The 25,129-nt window shown below is 59.6% G+C and carries 20 protein-coding genes, 2 tRNA genes, 3 rRNA genes and 1 pseudogene; 16 read left to right on the top strand and 10 right to left on the bottom strand.

All coding sequences use genetic code 11. The features are described 5' to 3' along the window. The first annotated feature begins 61 nt into the window (after window positions 1-61). The 3 genes from ACF6ZU_RS23895 to ACF6ZU_RS23885 all read left to right on the top strand — a co-directional run bounded on the left by ACF6ZU_RS23895 (window position 62) and on the right by ACF6ZU_RS23885 (window position 1,816). Window positions 62-364 carry a DUF1330 domain-containing protein gene (locus tag ACF6ZU_RS23895; RefSeq protein WP_392887588.1) on the top strand — a complete coding sequence of 101 codons (303 nt, stop codon included), beginning with the start codon at window positions 62-64 and terminating at the stop codon, window positions 362-364. A gap of 58 nt (window positions 365-422) precedes the next feature. Then, window positions 423-1,262, top strand: a complete 840-nt coding sequence (gene yghU, locus ACF6ZU_RS23890) for a glutathione-dependent disulfide-bond oxidoreductase (RefSeq protein ID WP_392887587.1) — start codon at window positions 423-425, stop codon at window positions 1,260-1,262. A 101-nt stretch (window positions 1,263-1,363) separates the two neighbouring features. Then, entirely contained in the window at window positions 1,364-1,816 is a 453-nt protein-coding gene (locus ACF6ZU_RS23885) for a hypothetical protein (RefSeq protein WP_392887585.1), read from the top strand. Window positions 1,817-1,821: 5 nt separating this feature from the next. Here the strand turns inward: ACF6ZU_RS23885 and ACF6ZU_RS23880 are convergent, their stop codons facing one another. The 7 genes from ACF6ZU_RS23880 to ACF6ZU_RS23850 all read right to left on the bottom strand — a co-directional run bounded on the left by ACF6ZU_RS23880 (window position 1,822) and on the right by ACF6ZU_RS23850 (window position 8,788). Beyond that, entirely contained in the window at window positions 1,822-2,517 is a 696-nt protein-coding gene (locus ACF6ZU_RS23880) for a tRNA (adenine(22)-N(1))-methyltransferase (RefSeq protein ID WP_392887584.1), read from the bottom strand. 88 nt (window positions 2,518-2,605) lie between these two features. After that, window positions 2,606-2,721 (bottom strand): 5S ribosomal RNA (gene rrf / locus ACF6ZU_RS23875). A 145-nt stretch (window positions 2,722-2,866) separates the two neighbouring features. Next, window positions 2,867-5,758: ribosomal RNA gene (locus ACF6ZU_RS23870) — 23S ribosomal RNA — on the bottom strand. 235 nt (window positions 5,759-5,993) lie between these two features. Further along, a tRNA-Ala gene (locus ACF6ZU_RS23865) sits at window positions 5,994-6,069 on the bottom strand. Window positions 6,070-6,097: 28 nt separating this feature from the next. Next, window positions 6,098-6,174: transfer RNA gene (locus ACF6ZU_RS23860), tRNA-Ile, on the bottom strand. A gap of 82 nt (window positions 6,175-6,256) precedes the next feature. Then, window positions 6,257-7,793: ribosomal RNA gene (locus tag ACF6ZU_RS23855) — 16S ribosomal RNA — on the bottom strand. The 16S, 23S and 5S rRNA genes sit together here with 2 tRNA genes alongside, the layout of an rRNA operon. A 395-nt stretch (window positions 7,794-8,188) precedes the next feature. Further along, a complete protein-coding gene (locus ACF6ZU_RS23850) occupies window positions 8,189-8,788 on the bottom strand; it encodes a DUF4157 domain-containing protein (protein WP_392887582.1) in 600 nt (199 codons plus the stop codon). A 204-nt stretch (window positions 8,789-8,992) separates the two neighbouring features. Between ACF6ZU_RS23850 and ACF6ZU_RS23845 the strand changes: the two are divergent. From ACF6ZU_RS23845 to ACF6ZU_RS23835, 3 genes and pseudogenes are all read left to right on the top strand, one after another. Further along, window positions 8,993-9,346, top strand: a pseudogene (locus tag ACF6ZU_RS23845) (LysE family translocator); the annotation flags it as partial. An 87-nt stretch (window positions 9,347-9,433) separates the two neighbouring features. Continuing rightward, window positions 9,434-9,733 (top strand): hypothetical protein, encoded by a 300-nt coding sequence (locus ACF6ZU_RS23840; RefSeq protein ID WP_392887580.1) that lies wholly within the window; start codon window positions 9,434-9,436, stop codon window positions 9,731-9,733. Window positions 9,734-9,862: 129 nt separating this feature from the next. Next, window positions 9,863-11,989 (top strand): TonB-dependent receptor family protein, encoded by a 2,127-nt coding sequence (locus ACF6ZU_RS23835; protein WP_392887578.1) that lies wholly within the window; start codon window positions 9,863-9,865, stop codon window positions 11,987-11,989. 114 nt (window positions 11,990-12,103) lie between these two features. Here the strand turns inward: ACF6ZU_RS23835 and ACF6ZU_RS23830 are convergent, their stop codons facing one another. Continuing rightward, entirely contained in the window at window positions 12,104-13,135 is a 1,032-nt protein-coding gene (locus ACF6ZU_RS23830) for a TRAP transporter substrate-binding protein (protein ID WP_392887576.1), read from the bottom strand. A gap of 102 nt (window positions 13,136-13,237) precedes the next feature. On the opposite strand from ACF6ZU_RS23830, the gene ACF6ZU_RS23825 reads away from it, so the two are divergent. From ACF6ZU_RS23825 to ACF6ZU_RS23810, 4 genes are all read left to right on the top strand, one after another. Further along, complete coding sequence (locus ACF6ZU_RS23825; RefSeq protein WP_392887574.1) at window positions 13,238-13,936, top strand: GntR family transcriptional regulator; 699 nt, start codon at window positions 13,238-13,240, stop codon at window positions 13,934-13,936. Window positions 13,937-13,963: 27 nt separating this feature from the next. After that, window positions 13,964-14,752 (top strand): phytanoyl-CoA dioxygenase family protein, encoded by a 789-nt coding sequence (locus ACF6ZU_RS23820; protein ID WP_392887573.1) that lies wholly within the window; start codon window positions 13,964-13,966, stop codon window positions 14,750-14,752. 60 nt (window positions 14,753-14,812) lie between these two features. Beyond that, the gene (locus ACF6ZU_RS23815) at window positions 14,813-15,610 is read left to right on the top strand and encodes an SDR family NAD(P)-dependent oxidoreductase (RefSeq protein WP_392887571.1); all 798 of its coding nucleotides are present in this window, start codon (window positions 14,813-14,815) and stop codon (window positions 15,608-15,610) included. A gap of 69 nt (window positions 15,611-15,679) precedes the next feature. Then, the gene (locus ACF6ZU_RS23810; RefSeq protein ID WP_392887569.1) at window positions 15,680-16,618 is read left to right on the top strand and encodes an AEC family transporter; all 939 of its coding nucleotides are present in this window, start codon (window positions 15,680-15,682) and stop codon (window positions 16,616-16,618) included. Window positions 16,619-16,665: 47 nt separating this feature from the next. On the opposite strand, the gene ACF6ZU_RS23805 is transcribed toward ACF6ZU_RS23810, so the two are convergent. Continuing rightward, window positions 16,666-17,448, bottom strand: coding sequence for an SDR family NAD(P)-dependent oxidoreductase (locus ACF6ZU_RS23805; RefSeq protein ID WP_392887567.1), 783 nt, complete (start codon window positions 17,446-17,448; stop codon window positions 16,666-16,668). 87 nt (window positions 17,449-17,535) lie between these two features. Then, window positions 17,536-18,606: a sigma-54-dependent Fis family transcriptional regulator gene (locus tag ACF6ZU_RS23800; protein WP_392887566.1), complete on the bottom strand. Its 1,071-nt coding sequence runs from the start codon at window positions 18,604-18,606 to the stop codon at window positions 17,536-17,538. A 152-nt stretch (window positions 18,607-18,758) separates the two neighbouring features. On the opposite strand from ACF6ZU_RS23800, the gene ACF6ZU_RS23795 reads away from it, so the two are divergent. The 6 genes from ACF6ZU_RS23795 (at window position 18,759) to ACF6ZU_RS23770 (ending at window position 25,042) form a co-directional block, all read left to right on the top strand. Then, a complete protein-coding gene (locus ACF6ZU_RS23795; protein WP_392887565.1) occupies window positions 18,759-19,667 on the top strand; it encodes a LysR family transcriptional regulator in 909 nt (302 codons plus the stop codon). Window positions 19,668-19,911: 244 nt separating this feature from the next. Continuing rightward, window positions 19,912-21,081, top strand: coding sequence for an acetyl-CoA acetyltransferase (locus ACF6ZU_RS23790; RefSeq protein ID WP_392887564.1), 1,170 nt, complete (start codon window positions 19,912-19,914; stop codon window positions 21,079-21,081). After that, window positions 21,078-22,655 (top strand): acyl-CoA synthetase, encoded by a 1,578-nt coding sequence (locus ACF6ZU_RS23785; RefSeq protein WP_392887562.1) that lies wholly within the window; start codon window positions 21,078-21,080, stop codon window positions 22,653-22,655. Before ACF6ZU_RS23790 ends, ACF6ZU_RS23785 begins: the two co-directional genes overlap by 4 nt. Further along, entirely contained in the window at window positions 22,655-23,206 is a 552-nt protein-coding gene (locus ACF6ZU_RS23780) for a hypothetical protein (protein WP_392887561.1), read from the top strand. Before ACF6ZU_RS23785 ends, ACF6ZU_RS23780 begins: the two co-directional genes overlap by 1 nt. Further along, on the top strand, window positions 23,203-23,598 hold the full coding sequence (locus tag ACF6ZU_RS23775; protein WP_392887558.1) for a PPC domain-containing DNA-binding protein: 396 nt from the start codon (window positions 23,203-23,205) through the stop codon (window positions 23,596-23,598). Before ACF6ZU_RS23780 ends, ACF6ZU_RS23775 begins: the two co-directional genes overlap by 4 nt. 115 nt (window positions 23,599-23,713) lie before the next feature. Continuing rightward, a complete protein-coding gene (locus ACF6ZU_RS23770) occupies window positions 23,714-25,042 on the top strand; it encodes an OprD family porin (RefSeq protein WP_392887556.1) in 1,329 nt (442 codons plus the stop codon). The last annotated feature ends 87 nt before the right edge of the window (window positions 25,043-25,129 follow it).

Genomic DNA, 25,129 nt, shown 5'->3' with positions numbered 1-25,129 from the left:
AGTGATCGCGCCAGGCTGTCGATGGCGCGATCCAACTCCCCCGTTCATTGAGGAATTCAGCATGTCCGCCTATGTTATTTTCATCCGCGAAACCACCACCGACGAAGCGCAAATGCAGCAATACGCGCAGAAGGCCCCGGCCGCCCGTGACGGTCACGACATCACCCGCCTCGCCTTCTACGGCCAGCTCGATGTGCTGGAAGGCCCGTCGGCGGAGGGCGTGGCCATCTTGCGTTTTCCCGACATGGACGCCGCGCGCGCGTGGTACAACAGTCCGGTCTATCAGGAAGCGCGCGAGCATCGCATGAAGGGTGCGCAGTATCGGATGCTGCTGGTCGAGGGCAGCGACGTGACACCCGCCTAGCCGCCCGGTCGTGGGTGGTGTGAGCTCCGCGTGCCCAACAGTCTATGAGGTAGTTTCCGTGAGCAAAGCGTCTTATGTTCCACCCAAGGTCTGGAAAAACAACGCGCCGTCTGGCGGCCAGTTCGCCAGCATCAACCGCCCCACTGCCGGCCCGACTCACGACAAGACGTTGCCGGTCGGCGAGCATCCGTTGCAGCTGTATTCGCTGGCCACGCCCAACGGCGTGAAGGTCACCATCCTGCTGGAGGAGCTGCTGGCGCTGGGGCATTCCGGCGCCGAGTACGACGCCTGGCTGATCCGCATCAACGAGGGCGACCAGTTCTCCAGCGGCTTCGTCGAGATCAACCCGAACTCGAAAATCCCGGCGCTGCTGGACCGCAGTGCCGAGCCGCCGATTCGCGTGTTCGAGTCCGGCTCTATCCTGCTTTACCTCGCGGAAAAATTCGGCGAGTTCCTGCCCACCGATCCGGCGGGTCGCACTGAAACCCTGAACTGGCTGTTCTGGCAGATGGGTGCGGCGCCCTACCTGGGCGGTGGTTTCGGGCATTTCTACGCGTACGCCCCGGACAAGCTCGAATACCCGATCAACCGCTTTACGATGGAAGCCAAGCGTCAATTGGATGTCCTCGACCGCCGCCTGGCCGAAAGCCCGTACCTGGCGGGCGAGCGCTACACCATTGCCGACATTGCAGTGTGGCCCTGGTACGGCCAGCTGGTGCGGGACAACGTGTATTCGGCGGCGGAGTTTCTCTCGGCGCATGAGTACACCCATCTTCAGCGCTGGGCGGAGGACATCGCCAATCGGCCTGCGGTCGTGCGTGGGCAACGGGTCAACCGGACGTGGGGCGATGAGGAGAGCCAGGTGCCTGAGCGGCATCAGGCGCAGGACCTGGGCTGAAGGCATTGCGACGGATATTTTCTTTTCGGCAACTCCGGACAGGCGATTAATGGCCTATACCGAATAGTCTTCCGTCGCAGTTCTTCAACAGGAGGTTCGCCATGAAGCTCTTTCCCTCACTGGCCGTGCTTGTGATCACGGCCAACCTTGCTGGCTGCACCACTTCGTCCGGTCACGGGACGTCCATTCCTTTGGCGGCGACCCGGCATAACGCCGGTCAGATCGGCAATGTCACACTGGCAGACTGGGGTGACAAAACCGGTCTGAGTTTCTTCATCAGCGGCGCTCCCACCGGCGCCATTCTGCCGTTGCGTCTTTATACTTTCATCAATAAAGGCAGCTGCCAGCAGCCCGGGCAAGTGGCCTATGCGATGAATGACAAGGTGACCACTGAACGCCAGGCGGTCAGCGGCTGGTCTTTCTCGAGAAGCGCGCCTGTTGCGCTGTCCACCCTGCTTACCGGCGATTACTCCATCGTTGTGCGGATGGCACCGGACAGTGGCAACGTGGATATTTTTTGCGGTGACATCAAGCAACAAGGCGCGGTGAAGTAGCCTGTTTAAACCAGTAGTTCGGTGATCATGCGGGCCTGGTCGACGATCTCTTGCACCTTCTCTTCTGGCACGGCTTGCCGTGCATGCTCGAAGCGGGCCAGGGTTTTGTGCTTTTCTCGCAGGATACGCTGCCACTTGGACAGGAACGCCGGGCTGCGTGTCTGCATCTGCAGTGGGCCGAAGTACAGTTCTTCGGACGTGTACTTCACTGGGCCGGTGCGCTCGGCGACGATGATTTCGTAGTCGAAGCGGTTTTCCCGCAGCAGTTCCTCGTGGAGGATCCGGTAGTCGTTGTCCATCAGCCATTGGCGCAAGGGTTGCTCGCCGCCGTTGGGTTGCAGGATCAGGCGTTCGTCGCCACTCAGGCGGGCTTTGCCGCTGTCGAGGATGTCGCGGATCGTTTCGCCGCCCATGCCGCAGATGCTGATTGCGGTGATCTCGTCTGACGGTTCGATCGCTGCGAGGCCGTTGGCCAGACGTACGCTGATTTGTTGGCCCAGGTCATTCTCCCGCACGGTGCGTTCGGCCGAGCGGAACGGGGTCAATGCGGCCTCGCCGGCCACCGCCGACGCGATCGCGCCACGGCGCATCAATGCCACCGGCAGGTAGCCGTGGTCCGAGCCGATATCGGCCAGGCGCGCACCTGCGGGTACATGCGTCGCTACCCGTTCCAGGCGCTGGGACAATGTCTGTTCGTTCAACTGCTGATCCTTTTCACGGGTGTTTGGCACTTTCCTGCGGGCAAAACAAAACCCCAACTGCTTTCGCAATTGGGGTTTCGGAATTTAATCTTGACGATGACCTACTCTCACATGGGGAAACCCCACACTACCATCGGCGATGCATCGTTTCACTGCTGAGTTCGGGATGGGATCAGGTGGTTCCAATGCTCTATGGTCGTCAAGAAATTCTTGAGCTGACGCGTCTTGCGACGTTCCAGCGAATTGGGTATGCGATAGTTTGTGTGTTTCTCTCGAACTTTCGGTTCGTTTCGTCTTCACACACCGCAATCTGATGCTCTCTCGAGTAGTCAAATTGCTTGGGTGTTATATGGTCAAGCCTCACGGGCAATTAGTATTGGTTAGCTCAACGCCTCACAGCGCTTACACACCCAACCTATCAACGTCGTAGTCTTCGACGGCCCTTCAGGGGACTCAAGGTCCCAGTGAGATCTCATCTTGAGGCTAGTTTCCCGCTTAGATGCTTTCAGCGGTTATCTATTCCGAACATAGCTACCCGGCAATGCCACTGGCGTGACAACCGGAACACCAGAGGTTCGTCCACTCCGGTCCTCTCGTACTAGGAGCAGCCCCTCTCAAATCTCAAACGTCCACGGCAGATAGGGACCGAACTGTCTCACGACGTTCTAAACCCAGCTCGCGTACCACTTTAAATGGCGAACAGCCATACCCTTGGGACCGGCTTCAGCCCCAGGATGTGATGAGCCGACATCGAGGTGCCAAACACCGCCGTCGATATGAACTCTTGGGCGGTATCAGCCTGTTATCCCCGGAGTACCTTTTATCCGTTGAGCGATGGCCCTTCCATACAGAACCACCGGATCACTAAGACCTACTTTCGTACCTGCTCGACGTGTCTGTCTCGCAGTCAAGCGCGCTTTTGCCTTTATACTCTACGACCGATTTCCGACCGGTCTGAGCGCACCTTCGTACTCCTCCGTTACTCTTTAGGAGGAGACCGCCCCAGTCAAACTACCCACCATACACTGTCCTCGATCCGGATAACGGACCTGAGTTAGAACCTCAAAGTTGCCAGGGTGGTATTTCAAGGATGGCTCCACGCGAACTGGCGTCCACGCTTCAAAGCCTCCCACCTATCCTACACAAGCAAATTCAAAGTCCAGTGCAAAGCTATAGTAAAGGTTCACGGGGTCTTTCCGTCTAGCCGCGGATACACTGCATCTTCACAGCGATTTCAATTTCACTGAGTCTCGGGTGGAGACAGCGCCGCCATCGTTACGCCATTCGTGCAGGTCGGAACTTACCCGACAAGGAATTTCGCTACCTTAGGACCGTTATAGTTACGGCCGCCGTTTACCGGGGCTTCGATCAAGAGCTTCGCGTTAGCTAACCCCATCAATTAACCTTCCGGCACCGGGCAGGCGTCACACCCTATACGTCCACTTTCGTGTTTGCAGAGTGCTGTGTTTTTAATAAACAGTCGCAGCGGCCTGGTATCTTCGACCGGCATGAGCTTACGGAGCAAGTCCTTCACCCTCACCGGCGCACCTTCTCCCGAAGTTACGGTGCCATTTTGCCTAGTTCCTTCACCCGAGTTCTCTCAAGCGCCTTGGTATTCTCTACCCAACCACCTGTGTCGGTTTGGGGTACGGTTCCTGGTTACCTGAAGCTTAGAAGCTTTTCTTGGAAGCATGGCATCAACCACTTCGTGTTCTAAAAGAACACTCGTCATCAGCTCTCGGCCTTAGAATCCCGGATTTACCTAAGATTCCAGCCTACCACCTTAAACTTGGACAACCAACGCCAAGCTGGCCTAGCCTTCTCCGTCCCTCCATCGCAATAACCAGAAGTACAGGAATATTAACCTGTTTTCCATCGACTACGCTTTTCAGCCTCGCCTTAGGGACCGACTAACCCTGCGTCGATTAACGTTGCGCAGGAAACCTTGGTCTTTCGGCGTGGGTGTTTTTCACACCCATTGTCGTTACTCATGTCAGCATTCGCACTTCTGATACCTCCAGCAAGCTTCTCAACTCACCTTCACAGGCTTACAGAACGCTCCTCTACCGCATCACCTAAGTGATACCCGTAGCTTCGGTGTATGGTTTGAGCCCCGTTACATCTTCCGCGCAGGCCGACTCGACTAGTGAGCTATTACGCTTTCTTTAAAGGGTGGCTGCTTCTAAGCCAACCTCCTAGCTGTCTAAGCCTTCCCACATCGTTTCCCACTTAACCATAACTTTGGGACCTTAGCTGACGGTCTGGGTTGTTTCCCTTTTCACGACGGACGTTAGCACCCGCCGTGTGTCTCCCATGCTCGGCACTTGTAGGTATTCGGAGTTTGCATCGGTTTGGTAAGTCGGGATGACCCCCTAGCCGAAACAGTGCTCTACCCCCTACAGTGATACATGAGGCGCTACCTAAATAGCTTTCGAGGAGAACCAGCTATCTCCGAGCTTGATTAGCCTTTCACTCCGATCCACAGGTCATCCGCTAACTTTTCAACGGTAGTCGGTTCGGTCCTCCAGTTAGTGTTACCCAACCTTCAACCTGCCCATGGATAGATCGCCCGGTTTCGGGTCTATTCCCAGCGACTAGACGCCCTATTAAGACTCGCTTTCGCTACGCCTCCCCTATTCGGTTAAGCTCGCCACTGAAAATAAGTCGCTGACCCATTATACAAAAGGTACGCAGTCACCTAACAAAGTAGGCTCCCACTGCTTGTACGCATACGGTTTCAGGATCTATTTCACTCCCCTCTCCGGGGTTCTTTTCGCCTTTCCCTCACGGTACTAGTTCACTATCGGTCAGTCAGTAGTATTTAGCCTTGGAGGATGGTCCCCCCATATTCAGACAAAGTTTCTCGTGCTCCGTCCTACTCGATTTCATGACTAAGAGATTTTCGCGTACAGGGCTATCACCCACTATGGCCGCACTTTCCAGAGCGTTCCGCTAATCTCAAAGCCACTTAAGGGCTAGTCCCCGTTCGCTCGCCACTACTAAGGGAATCTCGGTTGATTTCTTTTCCTCAGGGTACTTAGATGTTTCAGTTCCCCTGGTTCGCTTCTTAAGCCTATGTATTCAGCTTAAGATACCTAACTTATGTTAGGTGGGTTCCCCCATTCAGACATCTCCGGATCAAAGTCTGTTTGCCGACTCCCCGAAGCTTTTCGCAGGCTACCACGTCTTTCATCGCCTCTGACTGCCAAGGCATCCACCGTATGCGCTTCTTCACTTGACCATATAACCCCAAGCAATCTGGTTATACTGTGAAGACGACATTCGCCGAAAATTCGCGATTAAACTCACAAATTTTACCTTAGCCTGATCCGTTACCAGTGAAAGTAACGTTCAGTCTATCTTTCTATCACATACCCAAATTTTTAAAGAACGATCTAGCCAAAGACTAGAAATCAACATTCACCATGTCACCATGGAATGCTCATTTCTAAGCTTTCAACAAACAGAAGCAGTAGTGGTGGAGCCAAACGGGATCGAACCGTTGACCTCCTGCGTGCAAGGCAGGCGCTCTCCCAGCTGAGCTATGGCCCCGTATTGCTACAGGATCCCACACAAAAATTGGTGGGTCTGGGCAGATTCGAACTGCCGACCTCACCCTTATCAGGGGTGCGCTCTAACCAACTGAGCTACAGACCCAATTTCGGGCTGCTTCTTATCGTCTTCTTCAATGAATCAAGCAATTCGTGTGGGAACTTATGGAGCAGCTGATGTCGTCGATTAAGGAGGTGATCCAGCCGCAGGTTCCCCTACGGCTACCTTGTTACGACTTCACCCCAGTCATGAATCACACCGTGGTAACCGTCCTCCCGAAGGTTAGACTAGCTACTTCTGGTGCAACCCACTCCCATGGTGTGACGGGCGGTGTGTACAAGGCCCGGGAACGTATTCACCGCGACATTCTGATTCGCGATTACTAGCGATTCCGACTTCACGCAGTCGAGTTGCAGACTGCGATCCGGACTACGATCGGTTTTATGGGATTAGCTCCACCTCGCGGCTTGGCAACCCTCTGTACCGACCATTGTAGCACGTGTGTAGCCCAGGCCGTAAGGGCCATGATGACTTGACGTCATCCCCACCTTCCTCCGGTTTGTCACCGGCAGTCTCCTTAGAGTGCCCACCATTACGTGCTGGTAACTAAGGACAAGGGTTGCGCTCGTTACGGGACTTAACCCAACATCTCACGACACGAGCTGACGACAGCCATGCAGCACCTGTCTCAATGTTCCCGAAGGCACCAATCCATCTCTGGAAAGTTCATTGGATGTCAAGGCCTGGTAAGGTTCTTCGCGTTGCTTCGAATTAAACCACATGCTCCACCGCTTGTGCGGGCCCCCGTCAATTCATTTGAGTTTTAACCTTGCGGCCGTACTCCCCAGGCGGTCAACTTAATGCGTTAGCTGCGCCACTAAGAGCTCAAGGCTCCCAACGGCTAGTTGACATCGTTTACGGCGTGGACTACCAGGGTATCTAATCCTGTTTGCTCCCCACGCTTTCGCACCTCAGTGTCAGTATCAGTCCAGGTGGTCGCCTTCGCCACTGGTGTTCCTTCCTATATCTACGCATTTCACCGCTACACAGGAAATTCCACCACCCTCTACCATACTCTAGCTTGTCAGTTTTGAATGCAGTTCCCAGGTTGAGCCCGGGGATTTCACATCCAACTTAACAAACCACCTACGCGCGCTTTACGCCCAGTAATTCCGATTAACGCTTGCACCCTCTGTATTACCGCGGCTGCTGGCACAGAGTTAGCCGGTGCTTATTCTGTCGGTAACGTCAAAACAGCAAAGTATTAATTTACTGCCCTTCCTCCCAACTTAAAGTGCTTTACAATCCGAAGACCTTCTTCACACACGCGGCATGGCTGGATCAGGCTTTCGCCCATTGTCCAATATTCCCCACTGCTGCCTCCCGTAGGAGTCTGGACCGTGTCTCAGTTCCAGTGTGACTGATCATCCTCTCAGACCAGTTACGGATCGTCGCCTTGGTGAGCCATTACCTCACCAACTAGCTAATCCGACCTAGGCTCATCTGATAGCGCAAGGCCCGAAGCTCCCCTGCTTTCTCCCGTAGGACGTATGCGGTATTAGCGTCCGTTTCCGAACGTTATCCCCCACTACCAGGCAGATTCCTAGGCATTACTCACCCGTCCGCCGCTCTCAAGAGAAGCAAGCTTCTCTCTACCGCTCGACTTGCATGTGTTAGGCCTGCCGCCAGCGTTCAATCTGAGCCATGATCAAACTCTTCAGTTCAAACATCTTTGGGTTTTTAAGAAACCCTAAACTTGGCTCAGCAATCGTTGGTTACATCTTTGATTTCTCGCGGAGTAACTTGTGATGCTGATAATCTTGTTGACTATCAGTCTGACTCCACAAGCACCCACACGAATTGCTTGATTCAGTTGTTAAAGAGCGGTTGGTTAAGATCTTTCGTCTCAACCGAGGCGCGCATTCTACAGCAGCCCCTGTTGCTGTCAAGCGGTTATTTTCAGAAGTTTTCAAAGTTTCCTTTGCAACTTCAACCACTTGCGCTTCCGATCTCTCGTTAGCGGGAGGCGAATTCTACAGCGTTACTCACTAGTGTCAACACCTCTTTTCGATATGTTTTTCAGATCCAACGACGCCTTCTATATAGATAGAAGGGCCACTCAATTAGATACCCCCTCCCGCACCCATCGCCTGACTTCAGCCTGTATGGCATAAGCCGGCGCCTCCACCGCGTTGAAGTCTTGCGTATAGCGCTGGGCGAATCCTTCTACGCCCCATTCCTGGAACTGCTGCACATGCTTCAGCTCGTGAGCCCAGAGCACGATGTCCTGCTCAGCGGTTTCAGCATCCCGGAAGAGAATGATGTCGATCAACGTCACGGCACCGACATCGGGATTTCGCAGCATCGCGGTGGCAGCGCTGAATTGGTCGTTGTCACTGACTTTATAGCGCGCGGCATCAAGGACGACGGGGTCATACCAGCGCAGCAATTGCTCACGGATGTGTGGTGGAATCGATTGGACGCCAGCGCTGGCAGCTTCAGTGCGGGCCTGGGTCAGCCAAGACGCCAGCGCGGGCGCGGCCATCTGATAGATGTCATCAGGCACCGACCCCAGTACTTGCCCCAGATCAGGAAGACAGATGCAGCCGTCCAGGCACACTTCTTTCTCCCCCGCCGGGCAGGCGCTGGCGATGGCTTGCACAGCAAGCGTCAGGCAAAACACTGACAGCGCCACCAGGCGTGTGGTGATGGGCGGCATCGAGCCCTCCAAGCAAACAGTCAGTCAACGACTCGCCTAACTTTAGCGTATCGCTATCGGCCTCTATATATAGAGGAGGTCCTACCCTGCCCCTTCATACCGGAAGATCCGGGGCAACCGAGAATGGCGCTCACGAATCACAACGGCAACGGTCGATCCTGCACCACCCGTTTCATCACCAGCGTTGACGTGCGCCGCTGCACTCTTGCCCGCCCCGCTACCCCGAAGGCTGATGACCTACAGACGTCGGGCTCCTGGAAACGCTGGGCACTCAAGGGACTTTGCGTGAGCGGGCTGAATCCGAAAGTGTTCCTGCTGTTCCTCGCGCTGCTGCCTCAGTTCACCGACACGACCGCCGTCTGGCCTGTGCCGATGCAGATGATTGCGCTGGGGCTCATTCACACAGTCAGTTGCGGCGTTATCTCTCTGCTGGTGGGATTCGGCTCACAGGTTGTGCTGCAAGCGCGTCCCGCTGCGGCTCGTTTTGTCAGCCGTTTCTCCGGTGCGGCGATGATCGTCATTGCGGTTGTTCTGTTCACCGAGCAGGTATGGCGCTAACTCCGCCGAAAGGCGATTCCAGACATCCGCCTGCGGACTATTCTTATCAAGTCACACCCACGCTGCCAGCCTCAAGGGGTCACCGCGATGCCCGGCCAAACAGCACGCCAATGCTCGTCCTGGTTTCTGCCCTGCCTGCTCGCCCTCAACCTCGCTCTGCTCGCGGGATGCTCGAGTAAATCGACCACAGCGCGTTATGCGTCCGCCAGCATCGGCTCGAATTGCTATGCCAAAGCGCTCCCCTCCTCCGGCGAAGGCGGTCTCGCGTGGGGCGCTACCTTGAGCATCGCGCGGCAGAAATCGATGAACAATTGCATTCGCTATGCCGGTCGATCCGGCGGCACGCCGGACACCTGCCAGGTGGTGCTGGCCGAGTGCAGAAACTAGGCGCCGCTCCGGGGAATCCTGCCGACGCTCGTTCGCCTGTGCAAAAAAACAAAACTGCCATGTGTTTACTTCGTTCCTCCTTACGTCGCACTTCTTCACTGCCCGTTCCCGCACGTCTGGAGTTTCTCAATGCCTTCGCCCAAATCCCTGCCCACCGCGTTGCTGGGGCTCGCGCTTGCCTGTCCGGCCATGGCCGAGAGCCAAGGCCTGGAATTGGGGCAAGTGCTGATTCAGGCGCAGGACCAGAGCGACGAAGACCAGACGATCGAGGACGCCAAGGCGCGCCTTGCCCAGGTGCCGGGCGGCACCAATGTGGTCGACATGCGCCGCCCGCTGCAGGGCCGCGTCGCCAGCAACCAGGATGTGCTGGCATATCAACCGGGCGTGTATGCGCAGTCGGCGGGCAACGAAGGGGTAAAGATCTCGATCCGCGGATCGGGCATCAACCGCGCACCGGGCGCCCATGCCTCGGGGCTGTACGCCATGCTCGACGGTCTGCCGCTGACCGGCCCGGGGGGCACGCCTTATGAATTGCTGGAGCCGCTGTGGCTCGACCACGTGGAAGTGTTGCGCGGCGCCAACGGTTTCGATCGGGGCGCACTGGCCCTGGGCGGTGCCATCGATTACGTCAGCCACACCGGCTACGACGCCCCACTGTTGCAGGTGCGCTACGTCACCGGCAGCCACGGTTATCAGCAGCGTCAGGTCAGTTCCGGGCAGGTGCTGGGGGATTTCGACTACTACGTGTCCACCACCGATGCCCGTGCCGATGGTTATCAGGATCACACGGCCAGCGAGAGCCAGGGCGTCATCGCCAACTTCGGCTATCGCTTCAACCCGCAGCTGGAAACGCGTTTTTACCTGCGCTATCGCCAGACCGACAACGACCTCGCGGGGCGGGTGACCAAACGCTCCATCGAGCACGATCCACGGGCGGCCAACCCCGCCTACGTGGCGCGGGACGACCGTCGCGAACAGCCGGGCAGCACCTTCATCGGCAACAAGACCACTTACTACATCGATGACGATTCGAGCATCCAGACCGGCCTGGTCTATCACGACTATCCGATGGACCTGCGAGAAGGCCCCAACCGCCTGAAAGTCGCCTACACGGATGCCAGCGGCACGTTCGACTACAAGCGTCGCGACACCCTTTGGGGCCTGGAAAGCCGCAGCACGGCGGGGCTGCGCGTGACCAAACACCTGCCGAATGCCGGCGCCACTGAGCTCGTGCGCATCCCCACCGGCAACACCGCCGGCTACGCGCCGGGCACGCACATTCGCAATTTCACTTACCAGGGTTCGGACACTGTCCTGCATGTGGGCAACGACCTGGAGATCGCCGATGACCTGTGGCTGACCACCGGCCTCGCCGCGATTTATACCCGTCGCGAAAGCGCCGTCACTTATCCGCAAGGTGGCGGCAAGACCAGCCTCAACGACTGGGACTACGCGCCGCGTGTGGGGCTGCGCTACCAGCTCACGCCGGACGTGCAATTGTTCGGCAACCTCAGCCGCTCGGTCGAAGCACCGCACCCGTGGTCGCTGATCTACAGCTCCAACGTTCGATTCCCGGCCGGCAGCGGCGTCGCCACCGGCGCCCAGCGCGACCCGATCAAACTGCAGAATCAGACGGCGACCACTCTGGAACTCGGCGGTCGCGGCGACAGCGCGATCGGGCAATGGAGCCTGGCCTGGTACTACGCCCAGGTGCAGCATGAATTGCTCTCGGTGTTGCCGGATGCGACGGCGGTGACGCCTTACGAACTCAACGCCAGCCCCACCGTGCATCAGGGCGTGGAAGCCAGCCTGCAAAGCAACCTGTGGTCGCCGGAGGGCGGCGGCCAATTGAGCCTGCGCCAGAGCTATACCTTCAGCGACTTCCACTACCGCGACGACGATCGCTTCGGCGATAACCGCCTGCCGGGCCTGCCGATGCACTATTACCAGGGCGAACTGCGCTACGACTGGCCCCTGGGTTTCTTCGCGGCGCTCAATACGCAGTGGGTGTCGAAAACAGCGGTCGATTACGCCAACAGTTACTACGCCGATCCCTACGCGCTGTTCGGTGCGACGGTGGGCTACAACGCTGCCAAGAACGACTGGCAAACCTGGCTGGACGTGCGCAACCTGACCAACAAACACTACGCCGCCACCGTCACGCCGGGGTATGACGACAAAGGTCTGGACGCGGCACGCTCGACGCCGGGTGAAGGACTGGCGGCGTATGTTGGCGTGTCATGGAGTTTGCGCTGACACGCTGCCACCTCGGCGGTCGGCACAGGACAACAGTATGAGGCTCACCGTGCCCGCTGAGGGCACGGCAGCGTTGGCCTCACATCAAACCATGGCGTTCGAAGCCCGAGTCGATCAAGCCAGGGATCCGCTGATTTTCTCCAACAACGCCCAGGGTTTCTCTCCAAACGTCTCGCGCCATTGCGAGTAGTAACCGGCATCGCGCAGTTTCTGGCGGAAAGCATCGGGGGCCACGCTACTCAGGATCAGCTTTTTGCTGCTCAGCACCGCGATGACGTCCTGCTGCATCGTGCGCAGATCGGCGCGCATGTTCACCCCGGCCTCGTTGATGTGCCTGGACACCAGCGCCTGCACCGACGCGGGCAGCCCGGCAAACTTGGCTTGATTTCCCAGGATCCAGAACCCGTCCCACATGTGGTTGGTCATTGAGCAATACTTTTGCACCTCATACAGCTTCGCGGAGGAGATCAAGGTCAGCGGGTTCTCCTGCCCCTCAACGATACGAGTCTGCAATGCGGAGTACACCTCGGAAAAGTTGATGCTCGCCGGTGCAGCATCGAAGCTGCGGAACATCGACATGATGATCGGGCTTGGCGGGACGCGCAGTTTCATTCCCGACAGGTCTGCGGGGGTCGCAATCGGCCGGCTGCTGGTGGTGGTGACCCGAAAGCCGTTGTCCCAGATTTTTTCGAAGGCAAACAACACCTCGCTCTTGGCAATCTCGCCGCGGATATGCGCGCCCAGTTCGCCATCCATCGCCGCCCACACCTGATCGTAATCCTTGAACGCGAAACCCACTGCGCTGATCTGCGCGGCCGGTATCAGGGTGCCCAGAATCACCGGCGGGCCGGCATAGAAGTCGATGGCCCCGGAGCGCGCCTGGGCAAGCATGTCGGTGTCGCCGCCCAATTGGCTGCTGGGAAACACCTGTAGCGCCACACTGCCCTGGGACTCCTCGGCAATGCGCTTGGCGGCCTCCCGGGCACGCACGTTCATCGGGTGGTTCAGCGGCAGGTTGTTGGCGAACTTCAATCGAAACTCTGCAGCGCGACTGTTTGCGCTGTACAGGCCCGACCCTGTGGCCAGCAAGGCGGCTGAGGCGAGGGACAGGGTCTGGACAAATCTGCGACGCGAGATGCCGGTCATGGTGACTCTCCACTTGATTTTGTTATGGATAAAAGAGTGCGTTGACAGCATAGCGATGGATTTGTAGTCTGTATACAGAACACGGAAACAGGACCCTTTCCCATGCAAAAGCTCGATACCCCGGCGCAACTGATCGAACAGGTTTATGACGCCATCCTGGACGCCATTTGCGAGGGAACGCTGCAACCCAATGAGCGCGTCACGCAGGAAGGCCTGGCCGCCCAACTGGGGGTGTCGCGCCAGCCCATTCTCCAGGCCTTCCAGATTCTCAAGCGCGAAGGCTTCATCGAAGACCACGGCCGCAAAGGGGTGATCGTCACGCCACTGGACCCGCAAAAACTGGTGCAGCTGTACCAGGTGCGCGCCGCCCTCGACGCACTCGCGGCCCGCAACGCCGCACGACTGAGCCGGCAGGACGGCGCAAAAAAACTCAAATCCATCGCCGACAAACTGGTCAGCCAAGGCCGGGCGGCAGCAGCCTCCAACGACACCCGTACGTTGGTGAGCCTCGATATGGCCTTCCATAAATTCATCTATGAAATGTCCGGCAACCCGGTGATCGCCCAGACCACCGCCCTGCACTGGCACCACATTCGCCGGACCATGAGCTCGATTCTTCAGAATGACGTCCGCACCTTCGAAGGCGTCTGGGACGAGCACCAAGCGATCTTGTCCGCCATTTTCGATGGCGATGAGGAATTGGCGGGACGGCTTGCCCAACAGCACGCCGAAAGCGCCGCCGAGCACCTGGCGCGGATTCTGGAGGACTCGGAACACGCGACAAAACTGAAGCAGGCCTGACCTGCGGACTCACCCTTGGAGACACTCATGAAGCTGACACAAGAACAAATCAAAGCTTATGACGAAGAAGGCTACATCCTGCTGCCGAGCCTGTTTTCCCAACAGGAAGCGGCCTTGATGAAATCCCGCCTTCCGGCGCTGTACCAGATGAACCGTGACGAGGTGATCAAGGAAAAAAGCGGCGTGGTGCGCACCGTGTTCGCCGCCCATACCTTCGATGAAGTATTCGCCCGGGTGGCCAGCCATCCACGCCTGATCGAACCGGCGCGGCAGTTGCTGGACAGCGACGTGTACATGCACCAATTCAAGATCAACGCCAAAGCCGCGTTCAATGGCGATATCTGGCAGTGGCACCAGGATTTCGGCACCTGGCACCAGGATGACGGCATGCCCGAGGCCCGGGCCATGAACGTGGCGATATTTCTCGATGACGTCAACGAGTTCAACGGCCCGCTGATGCTCATCCCCCGCTCCCACAAGCAAGGTCGTCTGGACGCAAGCCACGACGTGACGACCACCAGCTATCCGCTGTGGACCCTGGACAATGCCAAGGTGTCGGCACTGGTTGAGCAGGGAGGGATCGTCGCACCCAAGGGCGTCGCCGGGACGGTCCTGATTTTCCAGAGCACGCTGGTGCACGCCTCGTCGCCCAACCTGTCGCCCTGGGACCGCAACACGCTGTATGTCACCACCAACTCGGTGGAGAACGCGATCCGCAAATTCAAGCGTCCGGACTACATCGCTCACCGCGACTTCACACCGATCCAGACCCTGGACGACAGCTGCCTCGACGAATTCCAGCAAGACGTCGCTTGAATTCCGATACCCGCCGAAGCGTTTTCGGCGGGTAGACATCGCCATATAAGGACAACAACGATGAACGATTCCATGCGCGACAAAGTTGTAATCGTCACGGGCGCCGGCGCTATCGCTGAAGGCTGGAGCAATGGTCGGGCGGCGGCGGTGCTGTATGCACGCGAAGGCGCCAGGGTACTGGCGGTGGACCGTGATCCACAATCGGCCGAGGCCACGTGCGCCCTCATTCGCGAAGAAGGCGGCAGCTGCGAAGTGTTCACGGGCGACGTCTCCAGCTCCGCCGACATGCGTCGCATGGTCGAGGCGGCGCAAGATCATTTCGGTCGTCTGGATGTGTTGCACAACAACGTCGGGATCGCCGAAACCGGCGGCCCGGTGGAAGCCAGCGAAGAGAGCTGGAACCGCTTGGTGGCCGTCAACCAGACCAGCCTTTTCCTGACCTGCAAGTACGCGTTGCCGGTGATGGAAGCACAGAAGCGCGGCGCCATCGTCAACATCGCCTCGATTGCCGCCACCCATTGGCTGGGCTTCCCCTACGTCGGCTATTCAGCGACCAAAGCGGCGATGATTGCCTTTACCCAGAACGTGGCCATTCAGTACGCCCCGCTGGGCATCCGCGCCAATTGCGTGTCGCCCGGTTTCATGAACACGCCGATGGTCAGCGCGTCACTGACCAAAGCCTACGGCGGCGAGGTTCAAGCCATGCTCGACACGCGCCACGCGCAATGCCCCATGGGTTTCATGGGCGATGCCTGGGATGTCGCCAACGCGGCGCTGTTCCTGGCCTCCGACGCCGCGCGCTACATCACCGGCACCAACCTGGTGGTCGATGGCGGCCTGACCTTGCGCTGCGCCTGATCCGCTCACCCCGCTTTCTCTCTTCTCAATCTGCTGTGGTTCGCCGCAGCGGTAAGGACATGTGCGGCGATGCTCGCCATTTTCAATGTTGCCTTTCCCGTCTTCAGTCTGATTTTTGTCGGTTTCTTCTGCCGTCGACGCGGCATCCTGGGGCCGAACGCATCCACTGAGCTGAACCGGTTCGTGATCTACCTCGGGCTGCCGGCGCTGCTGTTTGAATCGATGTCCAGACTGGCCTCGGTGCAGGCACTGAATCTGCGTTTCGTCGCCGCTTTTGCCCTGGGCATGGCCGTGGTGTTCCTGGCCACGCTATGGCTGCGGCTGCGCAAGAAGGCTCACTTCATCGACGCCACGATCGATGCGCTGGGCGCCGCCTACCCCAACTCCGGTTTTCTAGGCATTCCCCTGTGTTTGCTGACCTTCGGCGAAGCGGGCATTGCACCGGCGATCATCGGAACCTTGATGACCGCCTGCCTGCTGTTTGCCCTGGCGATTGTGATGATCGAGATGTTTCGCCAGAGCGAAAAGCACCTGGGCCGCACGCTGGCCAAGGTCGGCGGTTCCCTGCTGCGCAACCCGATCATGGTGGCCCCGGTACTGGGTTGCATGGTGGCGTGGAGCGGCGTCGCGCTGCCCACTGGCGTGCAGCAGTTGTTCCAGTTTCTCGGCGCCGCCGCAGGCCCTTGCGCGCTGGTCTCCATCGGCCTGTTTTTGGCGGCGACCCACGCACACAAAGTCAACCGCCAGACCCTGGGCATGCTGGTGACGATGAAGTTGCTGGTTCAGCCGGCGGTGACCGGCGTGCTGGTGTTCTGGGTGTTCGAGTTGCCGCCGATGTGGGCGTGGGCGGCGCTGCTGCTCAGCGCTTTGCCCGTGGGCAACGGGCCGTTCATGCTCGCGGAATTGTTTGGTCGTGAGGCGAACACCATGTCGCGCACGATCCTGATTTCAACGCTGTGCTCGTTGCTGACGGTGTCGGTGATCCTGGCGTGGATTCCTCGTCAATAAATGCAAGCGCTACAGGGCAAGATCCACCCTGCAGCGCATGCTCCCGGCTAATCGCGCATGTACCCACCGTCCACGTCCATGATTTCACCAGAGACAAAACTTGCCGCCTCCGACGCCAGGAAACACACGGCGGCGGCGATATCCCGCGGCGTGCCTGCGCGTCCGAGCGGCATGTCAGCCAAGACCCGAGCCCGCGCTTCGACGCTCAGGGCGCTGGTCATGTCGGTTTCGGTCAACGCCGGCGAAATCGCATTGGCGGTGATGTTGAACGGCCCGGCTTCTCGCGCCAGCCCCTTGGTCAAGGCAATCACGCCACCCTTGGCTGCGGCGTAACAACTGTTGCCCAGCAGCCCGCCCCCGCGCTTGCCAGCGACCGACGCGATATTGATGATCCGTCCCGCGCGGCGGGCCATCATGCCCGGCAATACGGCCTTGGCGCAGTAGAAGACGCTGGTCAGGTCAATCGCCATGACGCGCTTCCATTCGGCTGCGCTGACTTCCAGCAGCGGCAAGGTCGAGACGATACCGGCATTGTTGACCAGGATATCGACGCTCCCCAGCGTTCGCTCAACCTGGCTGACCATGGCATCCACTTGCTGCTCGTCGGCAACGTCCACGCCCAGGCCGATCGCACGGATACCCAACTCACCCAACTGCGCGGCGGCGCGCTCGGCGGCGGCATGGTCGAGGTCACAGATCGCGACGCTCGCGCCGCATTGGCCCAAGGCGACGGCGATGGCATAGCCGATCCCGCGAGCGGCCCCGGTCACCAGTGCATTACGGCCCTCGAGAGAAAAGCTGATCGGCGCAAAACTGGCAGAAGCATTCATTATTGTTATCCCTTGATCTGGACGCAGGTCGGCCTTCCCGATAATCAGGGAATGGCCGGTTTTCGATAAAGTCAGGCGGTGAAACAGTCAGGAAGGGGCGTAGCGACCCAGCGCCAACTGGTCTTTGAGCGGGGCAATGTTCAGCCGTCGCAGCACGCGGTACAGCGATGGCCGACAGATGCCCAGGGCTCGGGCCGCAGCCGTCATGTTCCAGCGGCAATCGACGAGTACGCCAAGGACGTCTTCGCGCTCCCCTTGAGGTGCCGCGGGGAATCTGCCCTGGCGAATCGGCGTGACGTTCTGCGCGTCTGCGCGCAACGGTGGCGAAGGCAGATCAGCGGTTTGCGCGAGGAAATCAGCGGGCAGGTCACAGCGCTGGATGCGCGCGCCCTCCTTCACCGCACACGCATAGCGAATGACCGCCCGCATCTGCCGCAGGTTGCCTGGCCAGGAGTGCCCGACCAACAAGGCCCAGACATCGGCAGCCACCACTTGGCGCGGATCGCAGCCGGGCAGTTCGGTGGCGACCATGCTGCACACCAGCTCGGCACGGTCAGTGCGTTCGCGCAGGGGTGGCAATTGCACGACGCCGGTGGCAATGCGGTAGAACAGGTCTTCGCGAAAGCTGCCGTTTTCCACCAGATGCGTCAGGGACTGGTGGGTCGCGCAGATCAGCGCGAAATTCACCGGCACGCTGCGGTCGGCACCCAGCGGGGTGATCTCGCGCTCGGCGATTACGCGCAACAGGCGGGTCTGCTGCTCGAAGGGCATGTCTCCGATTTCATCGAGGAACAAGGTGCCCCCGTCGGCCTGCGCCACTTTGCCCTTTTTGCCACCCGGCAAGGCACCGGAAAACGCACCGCGCGAATAGCCGAACAGCTCGCTTTCAATCAGGGTTTCGGGGATGGATGCGCAATTGAGGGCGACCAGCTGCGCGGCGCGGCGCTGACTGTGCTCGTGCAGCGCACGGGCCAGCACCTCTTTGCCGGTGCCGGTTTCACCCTGGATGAGAACGGCGATACCGCGCTCCATCAGGCGCAGCGCGCGGCGGAAAGCCTGGCGCACTTGCGGGTCGGTATCGTGGGCAATGTCACATTCAGGGTAAACGGAGTTTGAACGGGCTTGGGTAAACGAAGTGTGTTCGTATACAGAAGGCATCAGCGTCACCTTTTATTATTGTATAGCTTGTGACTATGTCGACTTGCCGCACTTGTGATGCAGTTGTCGATATGGCGTTCAACGACAATAACCACGCACACTTATATTTTCCAATCCATAATAAATCATCTATTGATACCTTTGAGAGCATCATGATCGAGCTCCGTCACTTGCAATATTTCCGCACCCTCGCCGAAACACTGCACTTCGGCCGCGCTGCCGATCGCCTGCATATCTCGCAGCCGCCGTTGTCGCGCCAGATCGCTTTGCTGGAGGACGAACTGGGGGTCAAGCTGTTTGACCGATCGCGCCGGCGGGTGGAGTTGACCGAGGCCGGCCAGCGCTTTTACCTGGACACCGCCACGGTGTTCGCCGCGCTCGAGCAGGCCAAGCGCAATGCCCAGGCCGCAGCCCGAGGTGCGGCGGGCGAGCTGTCCGTGGGGTTCATGATGTCGACGGCCTACAGCGTCACGCCGGCGATCACACGGCGCTACGCCGCGCAGTTTCCGCAAGTGCGGCTCAAGCTGACCGAGACCTTGCCGCTGGACCTCGCACAGGACATCAGCAGCGGCAACAAGGACGTGGCTATCATGTACCGCCCGCAGGACTGCACCGGGCTCGAAACCGTGACCCTTTACCGGGAAAAAATGACTGTTGTGCTGCCGCCGGGCCATCGACTGCTGACCCATGCCACGATCGACCCCCAGGAGCTGGCCGGGGAAACCTTCATCATCGTGCCAAGGCGAATCGCGCCGGCGCTGCATGACATGATCTTCAACTTCTGCCTGCAGCACGGTGTCACCCCGAACATCGGGCTGGAAATCAACATGCAGCAAACCATCGTCAACCTGGTGGGCGAAGGGTTGGGGATTGCGATCGTTCCGCGCTCGATGTGCAACATGCGCCTGGCCACCACCACCTTCAAACCGTTGCGCAATGCACCGGTGATCGAGGTCGTGGCGGTGTGGAAAGCGGACAACTACAACCCCTGCATCGCGACCTTCATTGAAAGCGCGCAGGAAGCCTGCGCCCAGGCGTCCAGTGAAGAGTTGATGAGTTGAAAAACGGCGAGTGATCCCGATCTCGCCGCTTGCCTCCTGCTTCACAAACACCGCCTTCAAGCGACGCTTCTGAAGCGACAGGTGTCTCCCGAAGTGTCTCCCGCCACAGCCCATGGCGACATCGTCGCGGGCGTCGTTAAAACCTCGAAAACGCCCGCCCCATAAGGCCTGCACCTTCCTCGCCAGTCCTTGGCACCGCTCTTGCTATCCCTCTGGCGAACACCCTTTACGCAAGGAACACCTTATGCGATCGCCTGTTATCACTGGCTGGTATCACTCGCCATTCGGCAAGTTCGACCAACTCGATCCTGAGTTAATGATGGCCGAGGCTGCACTGGGCGCATTGGCCCACGCTGACATCGCCCCGGAGCAAATCGACTCCGTTCATGTGGGGCATTTCAACGCCGGTTTTCTGTACCAGGATTTTCCTTCCGCGCTGCTGGCCAACCATATTCCATCACTGCGCTTCACTCCCTCGGTTCGCGTGGAAAACGCCTGCTCCACCGGTTCCGCCGCGATCCACTCGGCGCTGCAGGCCGTGCTCAGCGGCCAGAGCAAACACGCGCTGGTGGTGGGCTTCGAGAAGATGAACACCTTGCCCACCGCCGAGGTCGGCAAGATCCTGCTCAAGTGCTGCTACGCCAAGGAAGAGGCCGACATTGAAGGCGGCTTTGCCGGTGTGTTCGGCAACATTGCGCAAAGTTACTTCGACCGTTACGGCGACCAGTCCGATGCGCTGGCGATGATTGCCGCGAAGAACCACGCGAACGGCGCGCTGAACCCGTACGCCCACATGCGCCGGGATTTCGGTTACGACTTCTGCCGTACTCCGTCGGAAAAAAACCCGTTTGTGGCCGGCCCGCTGAAACGCACCGACTGCTCGCTGATCACCGATGGCTCGGCTGCGCTGGTGATCAGCCGCGAAGACCTGGTGGGTGATCGCCGCCATGCCGTGCGCTTCCGTGCCGCCGTGCAGGTCAACGATTACATGCCGCTGTCGAAACGCGACCCCACCTACTTCGAAGGCGCCGCCCGCGCCTGGCAGCAGGCGCTGCAACTCGCCGAGCTGAGCCTCGACAACCTGTCGCTCGTCGAGACCCACGACTGCTTCACCATCGCCGAATTGCTGGAATACGAGGCCATGGGCCTGGCCGAACGGGGCCAAGGCGCGCGCGTCATCGCCGAAGGCATCAGCCGCAAGGACGGTCGCCTGCCGATCAACCCGTCGGGTGGCCTCAAATCCAAGGGCCACCCGATCGGTGCCACGGGCGTGTCCATGCACGTGATGGCGGCCATGCAGCTCACCGGCCAGGCCGGCGACATGCAGCTGGCCAAGGCCGATCGCGCCGGGGTGTTCAACATGGGCGGCGCGGCGGTGACCAATTACGTGAGCATTCTGGAGACCGTGCAATGATGGGCATCGACAACGTCATGAACCTGGGGGAAATCCTCAATCAGATCGCCCGTCGCTATCCGGATGCGCCAGGCTTCATTCGCAACGGCCGCGAACATTCCTGGAAAGAAATTTCCACGCGGGTCGATAGCGTCGCCGCCGCCCTGCGCGAGCGCGGCATTCGCAAAGGCGACAAACTGCTCGTGCATTCGCGCAACAATTTGCCGCTGTTCGAAAGCGCGTGGATCGCCTTTCGCCTCGGTGCCGTGTGGGTCCCGACCAACGTGCGGATCACCCCGGTGGAGGCTGCTTATCTGGGGAGTTCCAGCGGTGCGGTGGCGATGCTGTATGACGAGGGCCTCGAACATTACGTCGACGCCGTGCGCGAAGCATCGCCCAGCCTGCAAACGGTCATCGCCATCGGTCAGCCGCGCGACGGCGAGCTGGGTTACGACCAGTTGCTCGATGAAGGCCGCGCGCTGCACACGGCGTTCCGCCCGGCCGAAGTGACGTACCACGACCCTCTCTGGTTCTTCTACACCTCAGGCACCACCGGCCACCCCAAGGCCGGCGTACTGACCCACGGCCAGATGGCGTTTGTCATCACCAACCACATCGCCGACCTGATGCCGGGCTTGAACCAGCATTCGCGTTCGCTGGTGCTCGCCCCGCTGTCCCACGGCGCCGGCATCCATGCTTTGGTCAACGTTGCCCGGGGCGCCGCCTGCATCCTGCCGGCCACCGACAAACTGGACTGCGACGAGGCCTGGCGCCTGGTGCAGGAATACCGCGTGGACAACCTGTTCACCGTGCCGACCATCGTCAAGATGCTCACCGAAAGCGATGCCGTCGACCGCTATGACCACAGCAGTCTGCAACACATGATTTACGCCGGCGCGCCGATGTATCGCGCCGACCAGCGCCATGCCCTGAACAAGCTGGGCAATGTCCTGGTGCAGTATTACGGCCTGGGCGAAGTGACCGGCAACATCACCGTGCTGCCCGCCGACTGCCATGACAGCGAAGACTCGCCGAACGCCAAAGTCGGCAGCTGCGGTTACCCGCGAACCGGCATGCAAGTGGCCATTCTCGACGAGGCGGGCAACGAACTCGCCACCGGCGTCGACGGTGAAATCTGTGTGCGCGGGCCAGCGGTATTCAGCGGTTACTACAACAATCCGAAGGCCAACGAGAGCTGCTTCAAGTTTGGCTGGTTCCACACCGGCGACCTCGGTCATCTGGATGAACACGGCTACCTGTTCATCACCGGTCGGGCATCGGACATGTACATTTCCGGCGGTTCCAACGTGTATCCCCGGGAGATCGAAGAAGCCCTGCTCAGCCATCCGGCGGTGACCGAAGCCGCGGTGCTGGGCATGCCCGACGCGAAATGGGGCGAGTCCGGTTATGCCGTCATCGTCACCACCGCCGAGGTCAGCGACGAACAACTGCTGGCGTACCTCGAACCGCGTATTGCCCGCTACAAATGGCCCAAGCGATTCGTGCGCTGGGCAGAGATGCCCAAGTCGGGCTACGGCAAGATCGTCAAGAAACAGATCCGCGCGCTGCTCGAAGAGCGGCAGGAGGTCGCCTGATGACGCCTCATTTTGCTGAACGTGCCGGCGTGCGCACGTTTATCCACGAAGGCCCTTCCCTGTCCCCGCGGTTGCTGGACCTGGAGGTGCCGCACAGCGAAGAGCTGCGCATCGTCCTGCCGCTGGCCAGCAACGTCGCCGCGGGCGTGCTCAGTGCGCTCGAAGGTCGACGCTACGGCAGCGCGGTGGGCCGCATTATATCTGGCGGTGCCGCGCACCTGAGCTACCACCGCATGATCGCCACCCACAAACCCCAACGTCCTTTCGACTACGGGCAACCGGTGGTCCTGGACGGCTACATCACCTTTATCAGCGGCGCCATCACCGTGGGGCGCGACGCCAAAGGGGCGCCATTGCTGCATTGCCATGCCGGTTTTCTGGACCGCAATGGCGAGCATCACGGCGGGCATCTGGTGCTGGACAAACTGATCGTGGGCAGTGAGCCGCTGACGATTCGCCTCTGCCTGTTCGACCAGGTTGCCTATCAGGTGCAACCGGACGCGGAAACCCACTTCAACCTGCTTCATCCCGTTCTCCAGGAGGTGTCATGAACGTCGCCGTAACCGAAGAATCGCTGGTCCAGGGCGGCCGGCTGGGGCGCCTGGTCATCGCCCGTCTCAAGCCCAACGAAGACCTTATCGAAAGCGCCGAGGCCTTGTGCGCAGAGCACGGCATTCATCTGGCCGTGGTGCGGGGCGGCCTGGGCAGTTTGATCGACGGTCAGCTCAGCTACCTGGGTCGCGAAGGGATGATCCAGATCCATGTCGAAGGCCCGGGCGTGGAAATCCTCAGCATCAGCGGCGAAATCGTGCCCGGTGAAAGCCGTCTGCAGGCGGTGATCGCCGATGCCGATGGCAAGCTTTACGCCGGTCGCCTGGAACGCGGCAAAAACCTCACCTTCATCACGATCGAGCTGACACTCCAGGAGTGGCTGCCCGACTGACCCGTTCACCCCTCACCCCATAACAAAAAAATCGGAACCGCGTGATGAGGGCTGCCTCGCAGCCCTTGGCCCGTGGCCTTTCGATCGTATTGCCACGCCCATCAGGAAAACAACAATGAAAAAAATTCCTTTCGTTCGACTGTCCATGCTCGCCACCACAGGGGTTGCCCTTGCACCGATGGCACACGCTGACTTTGTCAAAGACAGCAAGGCCACCCTGGGTTTTCGCAACTACTACTTCAACAACGACTACCGTGATCGTGCCGGTCCCGCCGGGCAAAGCAAGACAGCGGAATGGGCGCAGGGCTTCTTCCTCGACTACAAGTCCGGCTACACCGATGGCACCGTCGGTTTTGGCGTCGACGCGCTCGGCTTGCTCGGTGTTCGCCTGGATGGCGGCCAAGGCAACCACCGCGGCAGCTCGATGATTCCCGATGACAGCGATGGCAGCGCCGTGGACGATTGGAGCCGCCTGGGGCTGACCGGGAAGATGCGCTTCTCCCAGACTGAAGCCCGCTACGGAACGCTGCAGCCCAAGTTGCCGATCCTGGTGGCCAACGATGGTCGCGTACTGCCGCAAACCTTCGAAGGCGGCATGATCACCTCCAAGGAAGTGGAGAACCTGACCCTGGTGGGCGGTCGCCTCGAACACGCCACGGGCCGTGGCTCGACCAACCGTTCGGGGCTCGCGGTCGCTGGCGGCACGCAGCAAAGCAACGAGTTCCTGTTTGCCGGTGCCGACTACAAGCTGACCAAACAACTCACGCTGCAATACTACGCAGCCCAACTCGAAGACTATTACGTCCAGCATTTCGGCGGGCTGGTGCATGTGCTGCCCTTGGGCGAGGGCCAGTCGCTGACCACCGACCTGCGTTACTTCAAGACCGACGCCGATGGCCGCAACGATTCCGCCGCGGGTCGCGCCGCCGGATACCGGGTCAGTGGCCTGGGCGATACGGCGGGCAAAATCGACAACGACACCTGGAGCGCGATGTTTACCTACGCGCTGGGCGGCAACTCGTTCCTGCTCGGTTACCAGAGTGTGTCCGACAGCGGCAACTTCGTGCAGCTCAACCAGGGCAACACCAACGAAGGTGCGGCGGGCAGCAGTATTTACCTGTTCACCGACCGCCTGGTCACCAGCTTCACCCGGGCGGGCGAACGCACGGCATTCGGGCAATACGGCTACAACTTCGCCGCGATGGGCGTGCCGGGGCTGGTGGCGTCGGTCACCTACCTCAAGGGCACCAACATCCGCATGGCCAGCGGTGGCGACGAGAAAGAATGGGAACGCGACCTGGCCCTCGATTACGTGGTGCAGAGCGGGACGTTCAAAGGCGTCGGTTTCAGCTGGCGCAACGGCACATTGCGCAGCGGCGTGCCTAGCGAATATGCCCAGGACCAGAACCGCGTAGCGGTCAGCTACACCCTGGCGCTGTTCTGATCGAGAGGGGGCTCAGCGGTCGTGAGCCCCCTTGTTCCATGGACGTGATCTTTGCTGAACCCAAAGCGGCGTGCTATCGATAGCACG

This window comes from Pseudomonas migulae (assembly GCF_043225285.1).
Taxonomy (GTDB): Bacteria; Pseudomonadota; Gammaproteobacteria; order Pseudomonadales; family Pseudomonadaceae; genus Aquipseudomonas; species Aquipseudomonas migulae_C.
Note: the sequence above shows the minus strand (reverse complement) of the source record. Positions and strands in the feature narration are given on the sequence as shown.

Coding starts and splice junctions, on each gene's coding strand:
- ACF6ZU_RS23820 (WP_392887573.1), top strand. CDS start 13,964: ATGAAGCTGACACAAGAACAAATCAAAGCTTATGACGAAGAAGGCTAC.
- ACF6ZU_RS23850 (WP_392887582.1), bottom strand. CDS start 8,788: ATGCCGCCCATCACCACACGCCTGGTGGCGCTGTCAGTGTTTTGCCTG.
- ACF6ZU_RS23810 (WP_392887569.1), top strand. CDS start 15,680: ATGCTCGCCATTTTCAATGTTGCCTTTCCCGTCTTCAGTCTGATTTTT.
- ACF6ZU_RS23895 (WP_392887588.1), top strand. CDS start 62: ATGTCCGCCTATGTTATTTTCATCCGCGAAACCACCACCGACGAAGCG.
- ACF6ZU_RS23815 (WP_392887571.1), top strand. CDS start 14,813: ATGAACGATTCCATGCGCGACAAAGTTGTAATCGTCACGGGCGCCGGC.
- ACF6ZU_RS23790 (WP_392887564.1), top strand. CDS start 19,912: ATGCGATCGCCTGTTATCACTGGCTGGTATCACTCGCCATTCGGCAAG.
- ACF6ZU_RS23825 (WP_392887574.1), top strand. CDS start 13,238: ATGCAAAAGCTCGATACCCCGGCGCAACTGATCGAACAGGTTTATGAC.
- ACF6ZU_RS23835 (WP_392887578.1), top strand. CDS start 9,863: ATGCCTTCGCCCAAATCCCTGCCCACCGCGTTGCTGGGGCTCGCGCTT.
- ACF6ZU_RS23780 (WP_392887561.1), top strand. CDS start 22,655: ATGACGCCTCATTTTGCTGAACGTGCCGGCGTGCGCACGTTTATCCAC.
- ACF6ZU_RS23885 (WP_392887585.1), top strand. CDS start 1,364: ATGAAGCTCTTTCCCTCACTGGCCGTGCTTGTGATCACGGCCAACCTT.
- ACF6ZU_RS23800 (WP_392887566.1), bottom strand. CDS start 18,606: ATGCCTTCTGTATACGAACACACTTCGTTTACCCAAGCCCGTTCAAAC.
- ACF6ZU_RS23785 (WP_392887562.1), top strand. CDS start 21,078: ATGATGGGCATCGACAACGTCATGAACCTGGGGGAAATCCTCAATCAG.
- ACF6ZU_RS23805 (WP_392887567.1), bottom strand. CDS start 17,448: ATGAATGCTTCTGCCAGTTTTGCGCCGATCAGCTTTTCTCTCGAGGGC.
- ACF6ZU_RS23770 (WP_392887556.1), top strand. CDS start 23,714: ATGAAAAAAATTCCTTTCGTTCGACTGTCCATGCTCGCCACCACAGGG.
- ACF6ZU_RS23830 (WP_392887576.1), bottom strand. CDS start 13,135: ATGACCGGCATCTCGCGTCGCAGATTTGTCCAGACCCTGTCCCTCGCC.
- ACF6ZU_RS23840 (WP_392887580.1), top strand. CDS start 9,434: ATGCCCGGCCAAACAGCACGCCAATGCTCGTCCTGGTTTCTGCCCTGC.
- ACF6ZU_RS23795 (WP_392887565.1), top strand. CDS start 18,759: ATGATCGAGCTCCGTCACTTGCAATATTTCCGCACCCTCGCCGAAACA.
- ACF6ZU_RS23775 (WP_392887558.1), top strand. CDS start 23,203: ATGAACGTCGCCGTAACCGAAGAATCGCTGGTCCAGGGCGGCCGGCTG.